Source organism: Flavobacterium sp., from assembly GCF_030146175.1.
Lineage (GTDB): Bacteria > Bacteroidota > Bacteroidia > Flavobacteriales > Flavobacteriaceae > Flavobacterium.
The window spans coordinates 1-24,940 of sequence record NZ_JASLCE010000040.1 but is presented as its reverse complement, the minus strand read 5'-3'; the positions used below and the strand labels follow the sequence as shown (position 1 = coordinate 24,940).

Below are 24,940 nucleotides of genomic sequence, written 5' to 3'. Positions count from 1 at the left end.
AAAATTAAAATGCTTCAAATAAATACTTTTGCAAAAAGAATGTTATGAAATTTCAAGAATTAGAACCAAAAGTAAAGGCAATTGTAGCCGATGCCAATGATAGCAGAGATGAAAAATTGAAAAACATCTGTCAGCTTTTACAGGATCATATTGAATATTACAACTGGGTAGGTTTTTATTTCCGCAACGGCGATAAGGAAGAACTGGTATTAGGCCCTTATGTTGGCGCTGCAACCGATCATACTGTGATTCCGTTTGGAAAAGGTATTTGCGGACAAGTGGCGGTTTCCAATCAGAATTTTGTGGTTCCCGATGTAAAAGCGCAGGACAATTATATTGCCTGTAGTCTTACGGTAAAATCGGAAATCGTGGTACCGCTTTTTGTAAATGGAGTCAATATTGGTCAGATCGATATCGACTCGCATGTACTGGATCCGTTCACAGCGGCAGACGAGCGTTTTCTGGAATTTGTAAATCAGGAAGTTGCACAACTTTTTTAACATTGTTTCCTGTTTTTATTTGTTAGTTCCAAAAATAAAGCTACCTTTGCACACGAAATAGGACATCTCCTAATTCACTACATAATAATCATTTAAATAATATTAGCATGTATTTAACTAAAGAAGTTAAAGCGGACATTTTCGCAAAGCACGGTGGAAATGCAGTTAACACAGGTTCTGCAGAAGGACAGATTGCGTTATTCACATTCAGAATTAACCACTTAACCGGACACTTAAAAATTAATCGTCACGATTATAACACAGAGCGTTCGCTAGTGAAATTGGTAGGTAAAAGAAGAAGTCTTCTTGACTACTTAAAGAAAAAAGATATCAACAGATATCGTGAGATTATCAAAGAATTAAACATCAGAAAATAATCACTGAAAAGAGGCGCCTGCGCGCCTCTTTTTGTTTTGTATATTTTGACAGAAAAAAGTTTGGTTTTTCATTGGGTATTAGACAACTACACAACAACAACGACAACAACACAACTAAAACCCATTTGTCTAATTAAGAATTAAAATTAATTTTATGGTTCCTAAGGTTACCCAAGAAATTATCGATTTAGGTGATGGAAGAACAATCACTATCGAAACAGGAAAACTAGCCAAACAAGCAGACGGTTCTGTCGTGGTTCGTATGGGCGATGCAATGTTATTAGCTACTGCTGTATCTGCCCGTACTGCCAGTCCAGTAGATTTCCTACCATTAACAGTAGATTATCGCGAAAAATTTGCCGCAGCCGGACGTTTTCCGGGTGGTTTCTTTAAACGTGAAGCACGTCCAAGTGATAGCGAAGTTTTAACCATGCGTCTTGTTGACCGTGTTTTACGCCCGTTATTCCCGGACGATTACCATGCTGAAACGCAGGTAATGATCCAATTAATGTCGCACGACGAAAATGTGATGCCCGATTCATTAGCCGGTTTGGCTGCTTCTGCTGCATTAGCTGTTTCCGACATTCCATTTTCAACGTATATCTCTGAAGTACGTGTGGGTCGTATCGACGGAAAATTCGTGATCAACCCTAGCAAACAGGATTTAGAAAAATCGGACATCGATATGATGATCGGAGCTTCTTTGGATTCCGTTGCCATGGTAGAAGGAGAAATGAAAGAAATCTCCGAAAAAGAAATGGTGGAAGCAATCAAATTTGCACACGAAGCCATTAAAGCGCAAATCAATGCACAGATCAGACTACGTGCTGCTTTAGGTCTTACCGAAGTACGTACGTATGAGCAAGAGAAAAATGATGAGGCTATTTATGCAAAAGTAAAAGAAGCTGCCTACGACAAATGCTATGCAATCGCACAGGAAGGAACTTCAAAACAAGAAAGAGGTGAAAAATTCGCCCTTGTTAAAGAAGAAGTAATCGCCCTGTTTACAGAAGAAGAATTAGCAGAAAACGGAGATTTGGTTTCCAAATACTTTTCTAAAACACAAAAAGAAGCCGTTCGTAATGTAATTTTAGATTTAGGATTACGTCTTGACGGAAGAAAAACTACTGAAATCCGCGCTATCTGGAGCGAAGTAAACTACCTTCCTTCTACACACGGATCGGCTGTATTTACCAGAGGTGAAACACAAGCATTAGCTACCGTTACTCTTGGAACTTCAAGAGAAGCGAATATTATTGATTTACCTTCTGAACAAGGAGAAGAAAGATTCTATCTTCACTATAATTTCCCACCATTCTCAACCGGTGAAGCAAAACCTTTACGAGGAACTTCCCGTCGAGAAGTAGGTCACGGAAACTTGGCACAACGTGCTTTAAAAAATATGATTCCTGCTGATTGTCCTTACACTATCCGTGTAGTATCAGAAGTATTGGAATCGAACGGTTCCTCTTCGATGGCTACGGTTTGTGCCGGAACACTAGCGTTGATGGATGCCGGTATTCAAATCAGCAAGCCGGTTTCGGGTATTGCAATGGGACTTATCTCAGACGATAAAACAGGCCGTTGGGCTGTATTATCCGATATCCTTGGTGATGAAGATCACTTAGGAGATATGGACTTTAAAGTTACCGGAACTGCCGATGGTATCACGGCTTGTCAGATGGACATCAAAATCGAAGGATTGGCGTACGATATCATGGAAAAAGCCCTTGAACAGGCTCGTGACGGACGTTTGCATATTTTAGGTAAAATTACCGAAACTATTGCACAGCCAAACCCTACCGTTAAACCGAAAGCTCCGAAAATTATTAAAATTGAAATCCCTAAAGATTTCATCGGTGCCGTTATCGGACCAGGTGGTAAAAACATCCAGGCTTTACAAGCTGAAACCGAAACTACTATCGTTATCAACGAAGAAGGTAATTTGGGTATCATCGAAATCCTTGGAACCAATGCTGCCGGAATGGAAAAAGCGATCAGCTCGATCCAGAATACTATTTTCTCTCCTGTAGAAGGCGAAACCTACACTGTAAAAGTGGTTAAAGTTCTTGAATTCGGAGCAGTAGTAGAATTTGTACCGGGTAAAGAAACCTTACTTCACGTTTCGGAATTAGACTGGAAACGCGTTGAAAACGTAGCCGATGTAATTAAAATCGGAGATGTATTTGACGTGAAGTACATGGGTATCGATCCGAAAACCAAAAAAGCAAAAGTTTCTAAAAAAGCTTTATTGCCAAGACCTCCAAGAGAAAACAAACCGGAGGAGAAAAAAGACACACCGCAACAAGGTTAATTTTTTATAAAATTAATTCATAAAAAGCCCTGATCCTTTATTGAATCGGGGCTTTTACTTTTATTTCCCTTTCGTGAGAAAAAATGTTAAAGTTTTCAAAATAATTTTTTGATTCGATATTATTCCTACTTTTGGCAGTCTGCTATATTATCAATCAAAACTTTTATTTTATAAATGATCCTCAAAAACCCACCCAAACAATTATGCATTATAATAATTTATACCCTATTTTTTGGTTTTTATAAAACTCAGGCACAGTCCGAAGAACGGTATATTACAAAAATGCATGACAGTCTTGTTGGCAAACAAGGCTTAGCCATTAATAATGGTTACTACCACACCAATCCCTATCCTCTTTTAAACGGGAAGCATCGTTATTATTTATCAGACACGCCGCTTAAGGCGACTGTATTGTATGAAAATCAATATTATTATGACATAGAGATAAAATACGACCTATATCAGGATAATTTGGTTTACAAACCATCACTCGAGTCCGGAAATATCGGGATCGAGCTTATTCCGCAAAATGTAGATGCGTTTACAATCAACAACAAAAAGTTTGTCAACCTTGGAAAAAAGGTTTCCCCAATGATCACTTTTATAAAAGGTTATTATGAAGAAAATCTAAAAGGCAACAACTTTAATTTCTATATCAAACATCATAAAGACAGACGGGAAATCGTTAATGGCACCCGCACATACAATGAGTTTGAAGACAATAATGAGTATTATATCTATCGTAATGACACCTATCACAAAATAGCTTCCAAAAGCGATCTTATCGCCTTATTTCCGGACCTGAAAAAGAAAATTAACGATTTGTACAGTCAAAACAAATCACAGGAAAAGGAAAACAAATACCTATTCTATGACGATCTAATCCACAAAATCAATTCCCTACTCGAAACTAACCATCCGTAATGAAGAAAATTTTACTTGCTCTGTTCATCCTCGTGTACAGTCAGGCTGCCTTTTCTCAGGAAAAACAAAAATTATCCCTGGAACTGAACAATTCTGATGTCCCGACAGCCTTGAACAAAATAGAAGCGGCCTCTGGCTATAAATTCTATTTCGACAACTCCTGGCTGGAGATTTATAAAAACATTCGTATCACCAAAAATTTTAATCAGGCATCACTAGATGAGATCCTGACTGAAGTTTTTAGTAATACTGACCTTAACTTTTTTGTCGATAAGAATAATGTGATTCTTACCAACAATAGTATTATTTATTCCAAGCTGGCCGACAATTATTTTGGCGAAACCACTACGCGTAAAAGTGACGAAGTGGTGATTCAGGGTGATCCTGTATTTTACCAACAATATGACGACGCTACCGGTGGCGATTCTAAAAACAATTCCGTTTCATTAATCGGAAAAGAAGCGAAAGTAAGCGGACGAAAAACGTTTGAGCTTTCCGGCTATATCAAAAACACCAAAAACGGAGAGCCAATTGCTAATGTGATCATAAAAACCCCAAACAACGAAGCTACAGCGATGACCGATGATACCGGACACTATAGTATACAACTTCCGTCGGGTTTAAATGTGGTGGAAGTAGAATCCTTTACCCATAAAAAAGTGACGCGTAAAATTATGATGTACAATAATGGTACACTTAACTTAAACATCACCGAAAATGTTACCCTATTGGAAGAGGTTAACGTACGTGGTAAAAAACGAGAAGGCGCCAAAGCCGCAATCGCCGGTGTAACTTCAATCGACATAAAAGATCTTAAAAACGTTCCAACCGTATTGGGAGAACGCGATATTCTAAAAATTGCCACCACTATTCCGGGTATTAAATCGGCTGGTGAAGGTTCTTCAGGTGTGAACGTTCGTGGTGGTAAAGAGGATCAAAACCTTTTCCTGTTGGATAATGCCACGCTATACAATCCGGCGCATTTCTTCGGTTTATTCTCGGCTATTAATCCGTACACCATCGACAAAGCCGATATCTATAAAGGTAGTATCCCGGCTGAATTCGGAGGAAGATTATCATCTGTTTTCGATATTTCTACAAAAAAAGGAAATACAACCAAATTCTCCGGAGAAGGTGGTATTGGACCTGTGACCAGTAATTTAATGGTGACCACTCCGATTGTAAAAGAAAAATCAAGTTTATTGGTTGGTGGTCGTGCTACCTATTCCGATTGGATTTTAAAATCGCTTAACGAGCCATCCTTAAAAAACAGTCAGGCGAATTTCTTTGATATTATTACAAAATACAATCATAAAATTAACGACAATAACGATATTGAGGCGACTTTCTATTACAGCCGTGATGCTTTTAGTATCACTTCGGATTCGATTTACAAATACAGTAACAGACTGGCAACTTTGAAATGGAATCACAATTTTAATGAAAAACACAAAGGTTCCTTAATTCTGACTAATTCGGAATATAAATTCAATATTGATTTTGATAAAGCCGAAAGCCAGAGAGCGTTTAACTATGGTTATAAAATTGACGAAACACAAGCACAGTTGAAGTTTAACTATGACTATAATAAAAAGCATACTTTCAATTATGGTATCTCCAGTAAACTATACGGTGTAAATCCTGGTTTCATGGATCCTATCGGCGAAAATTCGAAATTGGTTCCTATCGCACTTGACAAACAACAAGGACTGGAATCGGCTCTTTATATTGCCGACAACTTTAAATTCAATGACAAGCTATCCTTTAATATCGGATTGCGTTATTCTGTATTTGCAGCTTTGGGCGCGTCCAACCAACGTATTTACGAAGAAGGGTTACCAAAAAGCAATGAAACCGTTGCCGAAATCCAAACGTTTGGCAACAATGAAGTCGTAAAAACCTACGGTGGATTCGAACCGAGATTAGCTATTAAGTATGCTTTTACCGACGATTTTTCGATCAAAGCCGGTTATGATAAAACGTATCAGTACATGCACCTTTTATCGAGTAACACGACACAGGCGCCAACCGATGTATGGAAATTATCCGATATCAATGTAAAACCGCAGGATGCGCAACAGATCTCTTTGGGTGCTTACAAAACATTTAAAGACGAAATGTATGAAGTGAGTTTAGAAGGTTACTACAAACGTATGAACAACATACTGGATTATAAAGTAGGTGCAGAAATCATGCTAAACAAAAACATCGAAACCGAATTATTACAAGGTGAAGGAAAAGCCTATGGTATCGAATTATTGCTAAAGAAAACTACCGGAAAACTTAACGGATGGGTTGGATATACCTATTCCAGAACCTTGATCAAACTGGACAGTCCATTTGATGAGGAAAAAGTAAACAACGGCGCTTTCTTTGCTGCAAATTTTGACAAACCACATGATTTTAGTGCCGTATTAAATTATAAATTTACAAAACGTTACAGCTTATCGATGAATTTCATTTATCAAACCGGTAGACCTATTACCTATCCTGTAGGAAAGTACCAGTTTGGAAATGCAGAATATACGCTGTATAGTGATCGAAATGAATTCCGAATTCCAGACTATTATCGTATGGATATCGGTCTAAATATTGAAGGCAACCATAAAATTAAAAAACTGGCACACAGTTTCTGGAATATCTCGGTTTATAACGTTCTGGGACGTAACAACCCGTATTCCGTATACTTTGTAACAGAAAACGGACAGGTTAAAGGATATAAAACTTCTATCTTCTCGATCCCTGTTCCAACTATTACTTATAATTTCAGATTTTAACGAGACGAATACGTTATGAAAAAAATATTTTTAACCAGACTAACATTGCTATTTCTTATCTGTATCGGTTTGACCAACTGTACCGATCCGTATAAAATGGAAACCAATACCTTTGAAGATGCCTTAGTCGTGGAAGCAACTATTACAAACATCCTTCAAAAACAAACCATAAAAGTTTCCAGAACCTACCGTTTTGAAGATTTCGGCCCTACTTTTGAAGAAAATGCCAATGTTTTTGTAACTGACAGTGATGGCGTTGAATATCCCTTTGTGCAAAGCAATAACGTGTATACATCGGTTAATGAATTTCAGGCCGTACCGGGTAAGCAATACCAACTAACGGTAATCACAAGCGATGGTAAAAAATACACGTCAACCAAGGAGATTCTACCAACAGACAGTCCATTAGAAGAGGTAACTGCCAACGTAGCAACCATCGATAACGTTACCGGTGTTGAAATTCGGGCAAAAAGCTACAATCCTAGCGGTAGTTCTCAATATTATCGTTTCGAATATGAAGAAACCTATAAAATTGTAGCTCCGAAATGGATTACCGCAAAAGCTTTCTTTTCCGGGCCAAATCCAAATCAGCCCATATTAACTATGTTACCGCGTACGGAAGAAGCCAGAACCTGTTACAGCACAGATAAATCGTTGGAGATTTTACAGCTAAACACTAACGAAACCGCAGAAGACCGTGTCGATTTCCCGGTACGTTTTATCAGTAACCAGAATTATATCATGAGTCATCGCTATAGCATTCTGGTACGTCAATATGTACAAAACGCACATGCCTATAATTATTACAAAGCCTTAAAAAAACTAGCGGGTTCCGGAGGGAATATACTGTCTCCTAATCAACCGGGTTTCCTTATCGGAAATATAAAATCGGTAAACAATTCCAATGAAAAAGTAATCGGGTTCTTTGATGTTTCACCGGTTTCATCCAAACGAATTTTCTTTAATTATGCCGATCTGTTTCCAGGTAAACCGTTACCTCCTTATAAAGTAAACTGTACCGAACGGGTATTGGAGTATTGTTTTTCGCCTATGAATCCATTCTGTGGTGGTCCTACGATAGTTGGTTATATCAATAACAATACGATGGTTATCTATAAATTTGAGGATGCCCCTACCTATACGCTAACACCAGCACCATGTGGTGATTGCACTACATTTTCGTCTAACGTAATACCTTCATTCTGGGAATGAGAAAAAATATTTTACCTCTGATTTTAATAGGAGCAAGCTGCTTCTTTAGTCATAACAGTATCGCACAAGGCAGTTCTAAAAAAAGTAACCTCACGGTTGCGGCTTTGGAGCGCATTTATGTGCATTCCAATACAACGATGCTTTTAACAGGTGAATCCTGCTATTATAGTCTATATTGCCTTAATGCCGGCAATAATACAAGCAGCACTATCAGTAAAATAGCGTACATCGAAGTAATCGATGCCGATAAAAAAAGTGTCTTAAAACAAAAAATACATTTGGACAATGGTGTAGCGCAAGGCGATTTCTTTATCCCTACTACATTAAAAACAGGAAACTATAAGCTTATTGCCTATACCAACTGGATGCTTAACAATAACGGAGCTGCATTTTTCCAGCAAGATATGGTGGTTGTCAATCCATTCCTGGTAGGAAAAAATCCGATTACCAAAGAAAGTCTGACACTTAAAAACACCAATGACAAAGTTTCCAGCAATTTTATCGCACTAAACAGTGATAAAAAAAGCTATGGAAATCGCGAAAAGGTCAATCTTACTATTAATCCTCTAGCCAATGGCAGCAAAGGTGTTTATTCGCTTTCTGTTCGAAAAGTAGATGCACTTACAAACCCATCCGTATTAACACCGCAATCTTTTATTTCGAATGCGAATAACATACCTATGGCTGGCAGCGGTACGTTACATATTCCGGAATTAAGAGGCGAATTGCTTACCGGTAAAATCACTTCAAAAAGCAATCAAGAGGTTCATAATAAAAATATTGCACTATCGCTACCCGGAAAATCGTCTGAAACGAAGCTGGCCATTACCGATAAAGACGGAAAATTCTTTTTCGCTCTCGACCGTTATCCGAACACCAATAACGCTGTTATACAGGTGGTCGATTCCGAACATGACGACTACATACTTCAATTAACCGATATGCAAAATGTCGATTTGTCGCAGTTGCGTTTCCCGGAAGCTTTTACGCTGAACCCAGCCTATAAAGCCGCTATCGAAGAACGCTCTACAGCCAATCAGATTGAAAATGCCTATTATTCAAAAAAAAGAGATAGTCTCGAAATAGCGCCGCGTACGCAACCTTTTTATCATCCGTTGCAAAAAGATTATTTTCTAGACGATTACACCCGTTTTTCTTCTTTTAAAGAAACGGTAACCGAAGTAGTACCGGAACTGTTCTTCCGCGAAAATAGCGGTAAGTATTCCCTACACCTACGAAATACCGCTACTAACGATGGTTCTATTGATAATCCTTTGATTCTGGTTGATGGATTGTTGATTCAGAATAGTGATGAATTATTTCAGTACAACACCAATAATATTCATAAAATATCCATCGTCAATAAGGCGTACATCTATGGGCCAATTATGTATAGTGGTATTGTAAATATCATTACTAAAAATTTCGACTATCAGACAAAAGCTTCGGGTGATTTTATTAAAAAAACAGAAATCAACAGACCGCAGAAAAAGAAAACCTATTACAGTCCGAAATACGACGGAACACACAATCTGGAGCGAATCCCGGATTACCGCTACCAATTGGCCTGGTTCCCGAATCTGAACGTTGGTCAGGAACCAATGACTATTTCTTTTTTCAGTTCTGATATCAAAGGTGTTTTTGAAATTATTCTGGAAGGTTTTACCGAAAAAGGAGAACCGGTTTATACCAAAGATTATATCGAAATACCATAATCTCTCATACAATTTTAATTTTACAGGTAAGCCGGCTCTATAATCCGGCTTACTTTATCTATAGCGTAAATCAAGAATTGATATTCCATTTTCGGAATGTCAGGGCTCCTCTATTCCCTATATTTCACCCTTTAATGACACCTATACGTTATGAAAAAAAAATTTGTACTCCAACTCGTATTCCTGCTTCTGATCGGTTTAGGTCTGACCAACTGTACCGATCCGTATAAGATGCAAACAGACACTTTCGAAGATGCCGTAGTTATTGAAGCCACCATCACCAATATTCTTGAAAAACAAACTGTAAAAGTGTTCCGAACCTATCGCTTTGAAGATTTCGGACCGGTATTTGAAGAAAATGCCGATGTGACGGTAACCGACAGTGATGGAAATGAATATCCTTTTGTGGAAAATAACCGTACCTATACGTCGGTGAATGCATTTCAGGCCGTTCCGGGAAAACAGTATCACCTGACAGTGATTACCGGCGATGGTAAAAAATATGTTTCCTCTAAAGAAATTTTACCACCAGACAATCCGTTAGAAGACGTAACCGCCAATGTAACAACCATCGACAATATAAGAGGTGTGGAAATTCGGGCGAAAAGTCCTGATCCGAATAACGCGTCGCAATTTTACCGTTATGAATATGAAGAGAGTTATAAAGTTATCGCACCAAGATGGATAACTGTTAAAGCCTTTGTTCACGGTCCAAGTCTGTATGAACTTGCGATTACGATGGTTCCGCGTACGGAAGAAGCCCGAATTTGTTACAGTACCGATAAATCAACCGAAATCTTATTGTTTGACAAAGGCAAAACTATAGAAAACAGTGTCGATTTCCCGGTGCGTTTTATCAGTAACCAGAATTATATTATGAGTCACCGCTATACGATTCTGGTACGGCAATATGTACAAAACCTACATGCGTACAATTATTACAAAAACTTAAAAAAAATATCCGATGGCGGAACTATCTTTTCACCGAATCAACCCGGATACCTTCGCGGAAATATTAAATCGGCAAATAATCCAAATGAAAAAGTCATTGGTTTCTTCGACGTTTCGACCGTTTCATCCAAGCGAATTTATTTTAACTATGCCGATCTATTTCCGGGCGAGGAATTACCACCTTATAAAGTAGATTGTTATCTCACAGAATTTTTATATTGTTATGGAGGTGCTTTATGTTCTGCTCCTGCTGTAAATGCCTTTCTGGCGAATAACCTTATGACTATTTATGATTTTCAAAATGCGCCAATCTCTTATACTTTAACGCCCGCAGCATGTGGCGATTGCACCTCTTTTTCCTCTAATATAATGCCTCCTTTCTGGGTAGAATAGGAATAGTGTACCATTTTATTAAAAGGCTAGTATTGCATTTGTACCAGCCTTTTTTATTTTTCCGATTCATGAAAAAGAGCATTCTTTTTAAAAGCTATTCCTTTGCGGATTAAGTACGCATGATAAAAACTGGGAACATCATACGTCCATTTGGGCAACAACAGAATGATCAGAAAAACATCGATATGCGATACCAATCCAAAAAACACCGCTGTTTTCATCGCCCATCCGCCATAACTAAAACCAATAATCGAAACAAAAACCGTGAGTAGTGTCAATCCCCATAATTTCGACAAAAAAGCATGGGTACACGTTTCTTTTCCAAACTTTGCAAAGCTAATCACGTAGGTCATCGCTTCCATAACAAACACAATGGCTATCGGTATTTTATATTCCAGAATAATTTCCGGATGTAACAACCACGAACACCATCCCACACACAACCAGAAAACCAAATCCGTCTGACTATCCATTCGCCGTAATTCCGCTGACGACACACCCGTTTTACGGGCTACGATTCCGTCGAAAATATCCGATAACAAACCTAAAACCATCAAAAAAACCAGTTCAAAACGTATGGCTGCTCCAAAACGATAGGTCAGCGCAATCATAACAGGTCCCAAAAGGAGCCGGAATACGATCAGTATAATAGGAATCTTTTTCATCGTCTAACTTTTAAATTGCCAGTTTACAAAAGGAAGCCTTCTTTTCCCATTGGTATTCCATAATCCAAATTGAACGCCTCTCAGGTTTTTGGCATTGTTAAACAAACCGATTTGCAATCCGCGATAATCCTTTGCTACATTCGAAATAGCCAGTTGCAAACCATTTCCGGTTTCGGCTATGTTTGCAATCCCGCAAACAGAAATTCCATTCATCTTACCGGCACTCAAAATCGCTCCGGTAACCGAAACACCATTCATTTTATTCATTACCGAAACCACACAAATATTTAAACCATTAACCTGCGCTCCTCCCTGCAGGAATCCACCCGAACTTATATTTAATCCATTAATCCGGGTGCTTAGTCTATCACCATCCTGTTTTAAAAAAGTTCTGGTTAAAGAATAACTCTCAAAAGGATCCTTTCTTACTGCTACAAAAAAACCTTCAATAGTAATCCCAAGGCCAAATGTAATTAGCGCAAGAGCAATAGGGCTGGCTTCGATGTTCAAACCGTTTACTTCCTGAAGTTTGATCCTAGTGTTTTCGAAATGCCCAGCTCCTAACGTCAGTCCGTTTACTTTTTTAACACGACTATGAATCGGAGAAATACTAAATATGCGAACACTGTCGCGCGGACTTTTATTTTCGGTTTGTTCTCTAGCCAATGCTTCCGGTCGATTGTCGGTAGTAACCGTTATTGTATCCTGTGCCAAAATCGTGTTTGAAAACAACAGGATAAAAAAAGCGACGAATTGTAGTTTCATAATTTTAGCGTTTAAAATTGACAGTCAAACCTATTGCAATTTTCACATGTAAAACTGTACTTAATGTTATTTAAAATTTTTAAATTTGTGATTATCGCAAATTATGAAAGAACAGGAGATCCTTTTAAAAGCGATCCGGAAACAACTATCGGATCATACCTCGCTCATTAGCGAGCTCGCCTCCGTTTTAAATATTAGCTATGATGCCGCACATCGGCGGATTTCACAAAAAAGTAAATTTACCATAGAAGAAACCGTTACCCTTTGTGGGCATTATAAAATCTCTATGGATAAACTGTTTTTTCGTGATCAGAAAGTAATCGTCGAAAAAACCAGGGAGATTCATTCTATCGAAGATATGATTGCTTATTTCAAACATTCGTCCGAGAAGTTACAATTATTTACGTCTCTTTCCGAAACAAAAATGTATTACTCGGCCAAAGATATTCCGCTTTTTTATACGGCAGATGGTACGTTATTATCCAAATTCAAGCTCTATGTCTGGATCAATCTTCTAACCGGAAATAAAAATCAGCAATCCTTCGAGAAATTTTCAATTGACGGTCAGTTGTCCGAATATACGCAAACGCTGAAAAAAGTATACGAATCCGTTGAAGTACATGAAATCTGGAACGACACGACCATCAATAGTACGCTACAACAAATCTTATATTTTTTCGAATCCGGACTCGTTAGTTTTCAAAATGCGATCGCCTTGTACGACGATTTAAAAGCCATTATATACAAAGCCGAAAAAAAATGCCTGAACGATCCGTTGTACAATATCTATTATAATGAATTATTAATTTTAAATAACAATGTATTACTAACGGACAATAAGAAACAATCGTTGTTCATTCCATATACCATGTTGGGTTATCTTATAACCGACGATTCCGAAACCTGCTCCGGAACATTACGGTTCTTTTTAAACCAGATTAAAAATTCCAAGTCGCTAAATGTATCCGGCACAAAAGATCGCAAACAATTCTTTAATAAATCCTTACATAAAATTGACTTTTATATGGATCGTTTAAAAAACGAGGTTGCCATCGATTATTAAAAACCGATTGCAATATGTAGAAAAGTAGCCTACTACCTTTCGATCTTTTTTAGTGTTCCATTCGGAAAAGGCGACCAATGTTTATAATTACAAAAAAAGTAACCCCTTAAAAACAAAGTCTTTACAAAGAATTTACGCTGTTTTAAAAAAAATTAAAAAATTTTGTAACTTTTTTACATCCCATTACGTATAATTACTGAATACTTAAAAAGAGGAGATTCTTAAATGAGACAACTTAAAATTACCAAGCAGGTTACTAACCGTGAAACTGCTTCCTTAGACAAGTACCTACAAGAAATTGGAAAAGTTGACTTGATTACCGCTGATGAAGAGGTAGAATTAGCACAAAGAATTAAAGCCGGAGACCAGAGAGCCTTAGAAAAACTAACCAAGGCGAACTTGCGTTTTGTGGTTTCGGTAGCTAAACAGTATCAGAATCAAGGTTTGACTTTACCCGATTTGATTAACGAAGGGAACTTGGGGTTAATTAAAGCGGCACAACGTTTTGATGAAACACGTGGTTTCAAATTCATTTCCTATGCCGTTTGGTGGATTCGTCAGTCGATCTTACAAGCTTTAGCGGAACAATCCCGTATTGTAAGGTTGCCTTTAAACAAGATTGGTTCGATCAATAAGATCAATAAAATGTATGCTTTGTTAGAGCAATCTAACGAACGTGCTCCTTCTGCAGAGGAAATTGCAAAAGAACTGGACATGACGGTTAATGACGTTAAGGAGAGTATGAAAAACTCCGGTCGTCACCTGTCGATGGATGCTCCGTTAGTGGAAGGAGAAGATTCTAACCTTTACGACGTATTGCGTTCCGGTGAATCACCAAACCCGGATCGGGAATTGATTCACGAATCGTTACGTACGGAAATCGAAAGAGCGTTGGAAACGTTAACACCTCGTGAAGCCGATGTGGTTCGTCTGTATTTCGGATTAGGTGATCAACATCCGATGACACTGGAAGAAATCGGAGAGACTTTTGACCTGACACGGGAACGTGTGCGTCAGATCAAAGAAAAAGCAATCCGTCGATTAAAACATACGTCCAGAAGTAAAATCCTAAAAACATATTTAGGATAAAAATTAGGAAAAAATAGAATGTTTATTATATCTTTATAAAATTGAACATTCGTACTAAAAATATTAAACGCAACAACAGTTTCAATAACTGTTCGTTTTTTGATTGATGATTGAAACTCCGGCTGATTACCGGAGTTTTGCTTTTTTAGCCTTTCCCTACTTTTGCAATTCTTTCATCCGTCAACCATCATAATCCAACATTTCGCTATCTTTGCAAACAAACACAACACAATGAAACATAACATAATTGCCCCTTCTGTCCTTGCAGCGGATTTTGCCAATCTGCAACGTGACATCGAAATGATCAACAACAGTGAGGCCGACTGGTTTCATATTGATATTATGGACGGCGTTTTTGTCCCGAATATCTCTTTTGGAATGCCGGTTCTGGAAGCCATTACCAAACATGCCCATAAAACGATTGATGTTCACCTGATGATTGTCGACCCGGATCGTTATATCAAAACTTTTAAAGATCTTGGTGCCAATATTCTTACGGTTCACTACGAAGCTTCTACGCATTTACACCGTACCTTACAAGCGATAAAAGCCGAAGGCATGAAAGCCGGAGTTGCTTTAAATCCGCATACCAATGTGGCACTGCTGGAAGATGTGATCAACGATATCGATATGGTATGTCTGATGAGTGTTAATCCCGGATTTGGAGGTCAGTCGTTTATTGAAAACACGTATAAAAAAATCAAACAGTTAAAAGAGATCATCAACCGAAATAACGCTTCGACTTTAATCGAAATTGACGGTGGTGTAACCAATCAGAACGCCCGACAGCTAATCGAGGCCGGAGCCGATGTTCTGGTGGCCGGTAGCTATGTTTTTAAGGCTTCCGATCCAATTGCAACGATTGCCGATTTAAAAAAGATTACCTCTTTATAAAAAACAAAAGCAGCCTCTCCGGGCTGCTTTTTTATTATCTAATGATCAATAAATCTTATTCTTTAACCAGTTTTGTTTTTACGATCTCATTGTTATCGACATCAAAAGTCTTCACAAGATAAACACCTCTGTTTAACGCTTCAATGTTTACCGGATAATTGTCAGCATCTGCCAATGTCAATTTCTGATCCAACACTTTTGCCCCTTTTAAATCGTAAATTTCAACACGTCCCGGAACGGCCTGAGTCGCATTATAGTTCACTTTAAGATTCAACACATTTGTGGCCGGGTTCGGATATAATAACATTTTATTATTCGTTACAAAGCTTTCAGTACCTAAGAAAGCCTGATAGTTCAGAATAAAAGGCATATCCATCGCCTGCGTCGATCCGGCATCTACAATTCCGGCCCAAGCCGTACCACTGTACTGTTTTGCATTCCAACCTGCTAAACTAAGCGAGCCCGGTACTGTAACAGCTGGAAAGAAAATCGACGAATCATTAGTAGCGTGCACCTGAAAATCTATCCAGTAGGTCCCCGGTGCCAGAGTAGCTGTTAGGTTTCCGCTAATACGCCATAATTTACGTGTTGTTCCAGGCGTATTGTTTCCAATACGATACATATTGGCTTCCCCACTGGCACCAGCATTGTAAATATTGGCTGTCATATTACCCGCTACCACTGTCGATGTTACTACAGACGGATCTCCATTCCAGATTTGAACACGCATTTGATCAATTGGTGGTGTCGTTCCTGTAGAACTTGTCTGATAGCAAAACAAATCCACAGTCGTTAAATTCATAGTCGAAGTCACTGTAAAGTTATCCGCTATACGAAGATTAGTTGTTGCCGCGTTGTTAAAAATAGCACCGAATCCCAGGTTCGTATTCGAAACCCCACCTACCGATTGCAATTCACTCCAGGTATATCCTGTCGGTGATGTAGTCGAACCGTTAGCAGTTGTCGTTCCCGTAGTGAGTCCGCCATTTGTATAAAACCCCTGCGCGGAAGCAGTAAGTCCCATTAAAGCCAGTGTTAACATGGCCAAAAATTTCTTTTGAGTAGTTTTTTTCATAATATCCAATTAATTGTTTGATCAATTAAAATTAACAATTATTTTGAATATTATATTGTTTTTAATAAAATTTAATATTGATTAATTAAATATTTAATTAAATCAGTTGTAGTAACGATGCCAACCAGTAAATCTCCCTCAACTACCGGTAAAGCATGGAATTCTTTTGCTGCCAATATTTCGGCTGCTTCTTTAATGGTCGTATCCGGAGAAATGGTAACCAGTTTTTTGGCCATCACCTGCTCTATGGTAAACATATTATAAACGGTAATATCGATAATTTCGTCGTCGTCGTCAATTGCATCGGCAAACGAAATTCGCAACAGATCGGTATAACTCAGCATCCCGATAATGGCATTTCCATTTACCACCGGGATATGTCTGATGTTATTTTTTTTGAAAAGCATTTCGGCTTTGGTCAAATCGTCCGTAAGGTTGAGTTTAACCACATTTTTAGTCATAATAGACGATACAGGAACACGATGTTTCATAGCTATATGTTTTTGATTATGAACTAATTTAGTCCAATAAAATTACAAAAACATTGACAAAAATCATATTCTGTCACCTACTATATGCCTATTAAAATGTAACCGACCCGGTTAGTTCTTTTAAAGCCACTTCGGAAATTTTCGCCTGATAACGCGCCGCATTATGACGGGTACGAGCGGTGATGTAGTTTAACTGCGCGTTTCGGAATTCTATCGTAGTAATCGTTCCTATTTTGAATTTATCCAGCGTAATATCCAGATTTTGTCGCGCTATGTCTTCGTTTTTTTCTTCCAACTCCTTTAACTCCAAATTGGTAAGATACGATTGAAATACGGTTGTTAATTGCGTATTCAGGCTCTGTTTTTGCTTGTCCAACAGGAATTGTGTGTTTTCGACCTGAAGGTTGGCAATTTTCTCATTGCGGTGTTGCAAAAACCCGTTAAAGATGTTCAATGTCGCACTTAATCCATAGTTAAATCCTTTGGAAGAAGATTGGGTAACGAAGCCAAGACTGGATTCCGTTTCGGCAAAATTATAGCCCGTATTTAATTTGATCACAGGATACCTATTGGCCTTTACCTGTTTTAAATCCAGTTCGGCAACCCTTTTATTAATTATAGCTAACTGAATATCCGGGTTTTGCTTTTCGGCCAGACTCATCAAATTTTTTAATTCCAATTTGCTATCAATATGAACCGTTTCCTCAACTCGGTACGTCGTGGTTCGGTCGCGAACGAGTAATTCGTTTAACAGCGTTATGGTATTCGCATACAATTGCTTTTGCTTGACCAGATTCGTCACATCAGTATTGAGATCGACCTGAGCATTTAAAACTTCCAATTTGGATGCCTTTCCAATTTTATAACGATTATCTGCTGTTTGTAGTCGTTGTTTTGAAATCACTACGGCGGTATCCAATGTTGCCAGCATTTGTTGTTGCTGTACCAAATCGTAATAGGTCGACAACACATCGGCCACTTTGGTCACAATAGCCGATTTTAATTGTGTTTCCCCTTGTTTTTCAAGTTCTTTTAATTGATCATAACGTGCAAACATACCCAAACCATCAAATATGGTCCAGCCTAAGGTAACACCATAGTTCAAACTATTGTTCTTGGCATTATTCAATTCTCTTTGTGTACCATCAGCCTGCGTTTGTGTTGAATTTTGCTGATTATTATTCTTTGTCAACGTTGCATCCAACCTTGGCAACATCCCGGCATTGGCAGCCCCTACATTTTTTTCACTGATCTTCGCCTGATTTGTCGCGATCAGAATGTCGTAATTGTTTTTTAACGCGATCTCAACGGCTTCCTTGGCAGTCAGAATTTCCTGTGCCTTTACTAGATTTGTCGTTGCAATTGCGAATATAACAAACAGATAATGTTTCATAATTAGTCTTTAATATTATCAAATTCCGGGCGGTGTTTACGCTCTCTCGACCACATCAGGTAAATCGCCGGAATCACAAATAATGTCAATATTAACGAGAAGATGGTTCCTCCTACAATTACCACTCCCATTCCCATACGGCTTTGCGAAGCAGCACCCAACGATAACGCGATCGGTAAGGCTCCTAATGCAATGGCCAAACTGGTCATTAAAATCGGACGCAAACGGGATTCGGCGGCTTCTACAATCGCATCGTATTTGCTCTTACCCTGTTCCCGGAGTTGGTTCGCAAATTCGACGATCAGGATACCGTTTTTCGTTACCAGTCCGATTAACATAATCGTACCAATCTGACTAAATATATTCCACGTCTGACCAAATAGCCATAGGGAAAACAAGGCTCCTGCAACCGCCATCGGAACGGTTAAAATAATAATAAACGGATCGATAAAACTTTCGAACTGCGCGGCAAGAATCAGGAAAATCAGCAGTAAAGCCAGTCCGAAAGCGAATGATGTATTCGAACTACTTTCCACAAAGTCACGGGATTCTCCCCCTAAATCGGTTGTAAAAGTATCGTCCAGCACTTTTGCTTTTACGCGTTCCATCGCATCAATACCATCACCAAGACTTTTACCCGGTGCCAATCCCGCCGAAACGGTAGCCGACATATAACGGTTGTTATGATAAAGCTGTGGCGGACTACTTTGTTCTTCAATTTTCACTACGTTATCCAATTGAATCAGCTTTCCGTCTTTGTTACGAACAAACATCGATGTCAAATCCATTGGCGCACTACGGTCTTTTTTGTCGAATTGCCCCATTACCTGGTATTGCTTTCCGTTCATCATAAAATAACCAAAACGCTGACCACTTAATGAAAGTTGTAAAGTTTGCGCTACATCAATAACCGAAATTCCCATACTCTCCGCTTTTTCACGATCGATACTCACATAAATCTCCGGTTTGTTGAATTTCAGGTTTACATCCGTAATCGAGAACGTCGGATCTTTGGCCACTTCGTCCATAAATTCCGGAATTTTTTCTTCCAGTTTTTTAAAGTTCGGCGCCTGAATAATATATTGTATCGGAAGTCCTCCTCTACGGTTTACGGCAATGGTCGGCGATTCGGAAACCGCTACTTTGGCTTCGGAATACTGACGCGTCCATTTCGACAAATCATCGGTGATTTCTTTTTGAGATCTTTTTCGCTGATCCGGTTCTACTAATGACAAACGTGCCACACCACTATTTACAGAAGCCGATCCGAATCCGGGTGATGTAATGATCAAACTAACTTTTTTCTCCGGTACCGAGTCATTAATCAAATCGGTTAGCTCACTCATAAAACGATCCATATAATCGTAGGTAGCTCCTTCCGGTGCGGTTACCCGCATGGTGATATAACTACGGTCGTCATACGGTGCCGTTTCTTTTTGTAAGGTTTTAAAGAATAATACAATCAATCCGATACATCCAATCAAAATCGGAAAGCTTAGCCATTTGCGCTTTAAAAAGGTGACCAATGACGCTGCGTAGCCTTTGTTCATTTTTTCAAAGTACGGCTCGGTCAGGTTATAGAATTTTGTTTTTTTCTGTTCGCCACCTTTCATCAGGTAGGCATTTAACATTGGTGTTAGCGTTAACGATACAAAGGCCGATATCAATACTGCCGCACCGATCACTACTCCAAATTCCCGGAACAAACGTCCTACGAATCCTTCAAGGAAAATTACCGGTAAGAATACCGCGGCCAACGTAATGGAAATCGAGATCACGGCAAAAAAGATTTCGTTCGAACCTTTTACAGCCGCTTCAATCGGCGACATTCCTTCTTCTACTTTTTTAAAGATATTTTCGGTTACTACGATACCGTCATCAACCACCAAACCGGTTGCCAGAACGATCGCCAATAGGGTTAATACGTTAACCGAGAATCCGAAAATATACATGATAAAGAAGGTCGCAACCAGCGATACCGGAATATCAATCAACGGTCGGAAGGCAATCGCCCAATCCCGGAAAAACACATAAATGATCAATACTACAAGGATAACCGATAACAACAGGGTTTCGGCTACTTCCAAAATCGCTTTTTTAACGAAAACCGTATTATCGATGGCGATATTCAGTTTAAAATCTTTCGGTAAGTCTTTTTTGAGCTGGTCGTATTGCACATAAAACTTTTCGGCAATGTCCAGATAATTCGTTCCCGGCTGTGGGATAATCGCCAAACCAACCATCGGCTGACCGGAATCGCTCAGTTTTGTTTCCAGATTTTCGGCTTCCAAAGAGGCTTTTCCAACGTCGCTCAAACGAACGATATTGTCACCATTGGCACGAATGATAATTTTATTAAATTCTTCTTCGGTTGATAAATTCCCGATCGTTTTTACCGTAAGCTCAGTATTGTCGCCGGTTAATTTCCCCGAAGGTAATTCTACATTTTGTTTGTTTAAGGCCTCGCGCACATCGGAAACCGTACAACCATAGGACGCCAGTTTTACCGGATCGATCCACAAACGCATCGCATATTTACGTTGTCCCCAAATCTGTACGCTACTCACGCCCGGAATGGTTTGCAAACGCTGTGCAATCACGTTATCGGCATAATCACTTAGTTCCAGTACGTTTTTATTATCACTCTGAACCGTCATTGTAATAATCGGATCCGAATCGGCATCGGCTTTCGAAACCACCGGCGGCGCATCGATGTCCTGTGGCAAGCTTCGTACCGCCTGCGACACTTTGTCCCTTACGTCGTTTGCGGCTTCTTCAAGATTTTTATCAAGGTTGAACTCAATCGTGATATTACTACTCCCCTGGTTACTTGAGGAAGTGATATTTCGAATACCGTCGATCGAGTTGATCGCTTTTTCGAGCGGTTCGGTAATTTGCGACTCAATAATATCGGCATTAGCTCCGGTATAACTGGTTCGAACGGATATCTGCGCCGGGTCGATCGAAGGAAATTCCCGTACGCCCAGATAGGTATATCCGATGATTCCGAACAATATCAACATCAGGTTGATTACGATCGTTAAAACCGGTCTTTTGATACTTGTCGTAGATAAACTCATGTTTCAGTGCTTTAATAGGTGAGGCTTCGCATTAGTTTTTGATCGCAACTTTAACCGGCATATCGTTTTTAAGTGTCATCACACCACTGGTCAATACCGTGTCGCCCGTTTTCAAGCCCGATGTGATCAGGATATCTTTGGCTGTTCGCGGTCCGGTTTCTACAACAACTTCTTTGGCTTTACCTTTTTCGGCTATAAATATTTTTTTACCGTTCTGAATCGGAATCAACGCTTCGGTTGGCACCAACAAGGCATCGTTAATGCTTTCCAGCGGTAGTGCAACATCGGCATAGGTTCCCGGTAATAATTTCCCATCCGGATTTTGTGCCAGTGCGCGCATCTGAAGGGTTCGGGTCGAAACGTCCACACCCGGTTCGATGGCATATATTTTGGCTTTAAAGACATCTTTTGATCCGGCTATCGTAAACGAAATAGTCGCATCCTTTTTCATTTGGGTTGCGTATTTTTCCGGTATTGAAAAGGTGATTTTCACCTGACTCATGTTGACCAGGTTCGCCACTACGGTTGTTGGCGTTACATAGGTTCCTTTTGAAATCGCCCGTAATCCTATTTTTCCGGAGAAAGGTGCTTTTACACTGGTTTTGGCCAATTGTGCCTGGATCAGTTGCGTTTGCGCCTGAGTAGAACGCAGTGTGGCGTTGGCCGTATCGTATTCTTCCTGACTGATGGCTTCTTTTTGCAATAACAAGCGGGCTCTTCTTTCGTTTTCGGCAGCCAATGCCTGTTGGGTTTTGGCCTGCGCCAGTTGTGCCCGAAGTTCGCTATCGTTAATTTTAAATAACACCTGTCCCTGTGTTACCGGGGTTCCTTCGTTAAAATTGATACTCTCCACGATTCCGGAAACTTCACTTCTGATTTCCACCTGTTCGTTCGCTTCAATGGAACCCGACAGGGATAAATTATCGGAAAACACTTGTGGTTTCAACACAATTCCGGAGACTTTTGTAGCGTTTTTACCTTCGCCTTTTTTACCGCCATCCCCTTTTTCTTTATTGGCCGAAACGCGATAGAATATCATTCCGCCCAACACTATAATCAGAACGAGATATACAATATGTTTACCTTTCATAGTATCGTAATGTAGTTTTTTGTATTGCTTTATTTGTATAAACAACAAAGCTAATTTTTAAATGCTGTATTCGTCCCTACATTAAATTTAATTTAACACTATTTTTAGAATTTTAAATATCTGATAATGTAGTCACAACATTTCGGCATCTTTTTGTTGTTTTTTCAACCCTATCTTAGCGTTCTCTAAAGTTAATCATCTTTTTTATATGATCATATACTATCGGAAAATGATCGCGGAATGTTTCCGGGGTTTCAAAAAAGTGTTCCAACAATACGGCCAGAAATTCATATCGGTTTTCAAAAGCGTATTCCCTAAAATAACCCGATTCCCGGATTTGCTCACTATACTCCGGATTTTTTAATTCCTGTAAGATTTTTGCAAACATTTTTTCAAATAGTATGGCGCTCACATGATTGCTTTTAGCACACTGAAAATGTAGCGCATGAGTAAATTCATGCAATCCCAGATTGCGGTTGTCGTGCGCATCCTGATAACCGGCGACAAAATCTTCCCAGGAAAAAGCGATTGTTTTTAATGCCGGATTAAATTCCCCTATATGATACGCCTGATTTAATGCCGAATAATATTTTGACGGAAAGACTACAATTTTAGTAAAAACGGTATACAGGTAGTTGCGCATCCCGAAAGTGAGCATCACCGAAGTTGCAGCAATCAATACTTTAACTTCTTCGGTGATCGATTGCCCTTGCTGACCGATAAATTGGTATTTTGAGATAAAACGTTTGACACGATGTTCAAAATAGACCTGGTATTTTGGCGATAACTTCCGGTAAAACGGAAATTGAGTTTGTAGCACAAACAATTCTTTATCGGTTAATTGCTGTGGAAAAAGATAAAAATGGACGTAAAAAGGCTTTTTAAAAAAATAGGCATAAAACAGTTCGACCAATCGGATACCATACACCAACAAGATCATCAGAACAATCGCCATAGCACTCCACATCACGATCAAATCATCTTCCTCCGCGGAAGCCGCAACCAAAAAATAAAGCGCTTTCATAGCAATGATCAAGAAATTTAAAAAGGAGTTTTTACTGATTCTTACAAAGAAATGATTTTTATTTGTTTCTATCAAACGTTATTGTTTCTCTTTGTACTCCCTGTTTTCCCGAAAATTGATTTTGCATCCGATTAAAAAGAAGGTTGCTTTGTAATGGTTTCCACCTTTACAACAGTTCCATTTACAAGCAATCACAAGATTGTTTTAGATAAGTGCTTTTTGCAATTGTCTTTGACCCTGAATCTACTTTAAGTACTAATTTATGCCAACTTGTTAGCTCATTATTGGCTTTATACAACGAAATTTCCAGATCATTTTCGTGTAAGAACTCTAAAAATGCATTTTGGTAATTTCTTACAGGAAAACTCTTATTTTCTATTTTTTTATACTTCTTTTCTAAACTTTGTCTAAAGTTTTTTCTTCTAACATTATTCGAATAAATTTCTCTTAGTTTTTCTAAGGTCTGAAGATTATCAGCCGATATCGCATAAACGCCGATATTAGAAACCAGTAAATGAACGGGCAGTGATGGATCGCGGTTTCCATTGTTTCTGATAAAATTATGTCCGGAATAGAATTTATCCAACATAAAGAGATCGGTAGCCGAAAACATTGCATAATAGCTTTTAAGATGACAATGTATCCCACCAAATAATAAGGGACATTTCGAATAGTTGACATGATTACTTCCTGTATTTTTTTCGGGCACTTCCGATACTACAAGACTTTTCTTTTCATTTACAGACAAATTAAAACCTTGTTCCTTTACGCCATCCAGTACTTGAGGCATTTTCAAATATCGAATCGCTTTTTTAAATTTAACACTCTTAAACAAGTCATTAAGTTGGTTACAATGCGACTCGTTATTTAGCCGTTTCTGATCCGGAATTAAACTTTTTAAACAGTGGTTTGAATGTCTATCAGTAGGTGATTCAATAGTATTCCTACGTTCAAAACAGCGCGACTTGTAAGCGTGACTTTCCCGGAACATTTTTGACAAGTCCTCTCCGGAATACCTTTTGTTAGAAGCCGTTGAAAGTTTCTTTTGATCAAACCATTTTTCCAGAATCGCTTCCCTTACTTTTATTTTTTTTGTATGGCTTACAACTTTCTCTTTCAGCTCGCAACCTATAAATAAAATCAGGAGT

20 protein-coding genes are annotated in these 24,940 nt (G+C 38.8%); 11 read left to right on the top strand and 9 right to left on the bottom strand.

What is annotated here, in order from left to right; translation table 11 throughout:
* Positions 1–44 precede the first annotated feature (44 nt).
* The 8 genes from Q1R07_RS04530 to Q1R07_RS04495 all read left to right on the top strand — a co-directional run bounded on the left by Q1R07_RS04530 (position 45) and on the right by Q1R07_RS04495 (position 11,163).
* Positions 45–500, top strand: coding sequence for a GAF domain-containing protein (locus tag Q1R07_RS04530; RefSeq protein WP_300486421.1), 456 nt, complete (start codon positions 45–47; stop codon positions 498–500).
* Positions 501–607: 107 nt separating this feature from the next.
* On the top strand, positions 608–877 hold the full coding sequence (rpsO, locus tag Q1R07_RS04525) for a 30S ribosomal protein S15 (protein WP_300486419.1): 270 nt from the start codon (positions 608–610) through the stop codon (positions 875–877).
* A 154-nt stretch (positions 878–1,031) separates the two neighbouring features.
* The gene (locus tag Q1R07_RS04520) at positions 1,032–3,191 is read left to right on the top strand and encodes a polyribonucleotide nucleotidyltransferase (RefSeq protein WP_300486418.1); all 2,160 of its coding nucleotides are present in this window, start codon (positions 1,032–1,034) and stop codon (positions 3,189–3,191) included.
* 174 nt (positions 3,192–3,365) lie between these two features.
* The gene (locus Q1R07_RS04515) at positions 3,366–4,115 is read left to right on the top strand and encodes a hypothetical protein (RefSeq protein ID WP_300486416.1); all 750 of its coding nucleotides are present in this window, start codon (positions 3,366–3,368) and stop codon (positions 4,113–4,115) included.
* Entirely contained in the window at positions 4,115–6,892 is a 2,778-nt protein-coding gene (locus tag Q1R07_RS04510) for a TonB-dependent receptor (RefSeq protein WP_300486414.1), read from the top strand. The genes Q1R07_RS04515 and Q1R07_RS04510 overlap by 1 nt, the downstream gene beginning before the upstream one ends.
* A 15-nt stretch (positions 6,893–6,907) precedes the next feature.
* A complete protein-coding gene (locus Q1R07_RS04505; RefSeq protein ID WP_300486413.1) occupies positions 6,908–8,104 on the top strand; it encodes a DUF4249 domain-containing protein in 1,197 nt (398 codons plus the stop codon).
* On the top strand, positions 8,101–9,819 hold the full coding sequence (locus tag Q1R07_RS04500) for a hypothetical protein (RefSeq protein ID WP_300486411.1): 1,719 nt from the start codon (positions 8,101–8,103) through the stop codon (positions 9,817–9,819). The genes Q1R07_RS04505 and Q1R07_RS04500 overlap by 4 nt, the downstream gene beginning before the upstream one ends.
* Before the next feature lie 150 nt (positions 9,820–9,969).
* Positions 9,970–11,163, top strand: a complete 1,194-nt coding sequence (locus tag Q1R07_RS04495; RefSeq protein ID WP_300486409.1) for a DUF4249 domain-containing protein — start codon at positions 9,970–9,972, stop codon at positions 11,161–11,163.
* Positions 11,164–11,216: 53 nt separating this feature from the next.
* Here Q1R07_RS04495 and Q1R07_RS04490 read toward each other — a convergent pair whose 3' ends face one another.
* A complete protein-coding gene (locus tag Q1R07_RS04490) occupies positions 11,217–11,828 on the bottom strand; it encodes a CDP-alcohol phosphatidyltransferase family protein (RefSeq protein ID WP_300486407.1) in 612 nt (203 codons plus the stop codon).
* 3 nt (positions 11,829–11,831) lie between these two features.
* Positions 11,832–12,593, bottom strand: a complete 762-nt coding sequence (locus tag Q1R07_RS04485; RefSeq protein WP_300486405.1) for a hypothetical protein — start codon at positions 12,591–12,593, stop codon at positions 11,832–11,834.
* Positions 12,594–12,696: 103 nt separating this feature from the next.
* Here Q1R07_RS04485 and Q1R07_RS04480 point away from each other — a divergent pair, with 103 nt between their 5' ends.
* The 3 genes from Q1R07_RS04480 (at position 12,697) to rpe (ending at position 15,639) form a co-directional block, all read left to right on the top strand.
* Positions 12,697–13,656 carry a hypothetical protein gene (locus tag Q1R07_RS04480; RefSeq protein WP_300486403.1) on the top strand — a complete coding sequence of 320 codons (960 nt, stop codon included), beginning with the start codon at positions 12,697–12,699 and terminating at the stop codon, positions 13,654–13,656.
* A 225-nt stretch (positions 13,657–13,881) separates the two neighbouring features.
* Positions 13,882–14,745 (top strand): sigma-70 family RNA polymerase sigma factor, encoded by an 864-nt coding sequence (locus Q1R07_RS04475; RefSeq protein ID WP_020212501.1) that lies wholly within the window; start codon positions 13,882–13,884, stop codon positions 14,743–14,745.
* Positions 14,746–14,976: 231 nt separating this feature from the next.
* Positions 14,977–15,639: a ribulose-phosphate 3-epimerase gene (gene rpe, locus Q1R07_RS04470; protein ID WP_300486400.1), complete on the top strand. Its 663-nt coding sequence runs from the start codon at positions 14,977–14,979 to the stop codon at positions 15,637–15,639.
* 55 nt (positions 15,640–15,694) lie between these two features.
* Here rpe and Q1R07_RS04465 read toward each other — a convergent pair whose 3' ends face one another.
* The 7 genes from Q1R07_RS04465 to Q1R07_RS04435 all read right to left on the bottom strand — a co-directional run.
* Entirely contained in the window at positions 15,695–16,714 is a 1,020-nt protein-coding gene (locus Q1R07_RS04465; RefSeq protein WP_300486398.1) for a T9SS type A sorting domain-containing protein, read from the bottom strand.
* Positions 16,715–16,785: 71 nt separating this feature from the next.
* Positions 16,786–17,205 carry a CBS domain-containing protein gene (locus tag Q1R07_RS04460; RefSeq protein WP_300486396.1) on the bottom strand — a complete coding sequence of 140 codons (420 nt, stop codon included), beginning with the start codon at positions 17,203–17,205 and terminating at the stop codon, positions 16,786–16,788.
* 91 nt (positions 17,206–17,296) lie between these two features.
* A complete protein-coding gene (locus Q1R07_RS04455; RefSeq protein ID WP_300486394.1) occupies positions 17,297–18,598 on the bottom strand; it encodes a TolC family protein in 1,302 nt (433 codons plus the stop codon).
* Between the two features lie 2 nt (positions 18,599–18,600).
* Entirely contained in the window at positions 18,601–21,678 is a 3,078-nt protein-coding gene (locus Q1R07_RS04450) for an efflux RND transporter permease subunit (protein ID WP_300486392.1), read from the bottom strand.
* A gap of 31 nt (positions 21,679–21,709) precedes the next feature.
* Positions 21,710–22,768, bottom strand: a complete 1,059-nt coding sequence (locus Q1R07_RS04445) for an efflux RND transporter periplasmic adaptor subunit (RefSeq protein WP_300486390.1) — start codon at positions 22,766–22,768, stop codon at positions 21,710–21,712.
* A gap of 175 nt (positions 22,769–22,943) precedes the next feature.
* On the bottom strand, positions 22,944–23,792 hold the full coding sequence (locus tag Q1R07_RS04440; RefSeq protein WP_300486388.1) for a zinc-dependent peptidase: 849 nt from the start codon (positions 23,790–23,792) through the stop codon (positions 22,944–22,946).
* 181 nt (positions 23,793–23,973) lie between these two features.
* The coding region (locus Q1R07_RS04435) for a hypothetical protein (RefSeq protein ID WP_300486386.1) at positions 23,974–24,940 on the bottom strand (967 nt) is incomplete at its 5' end.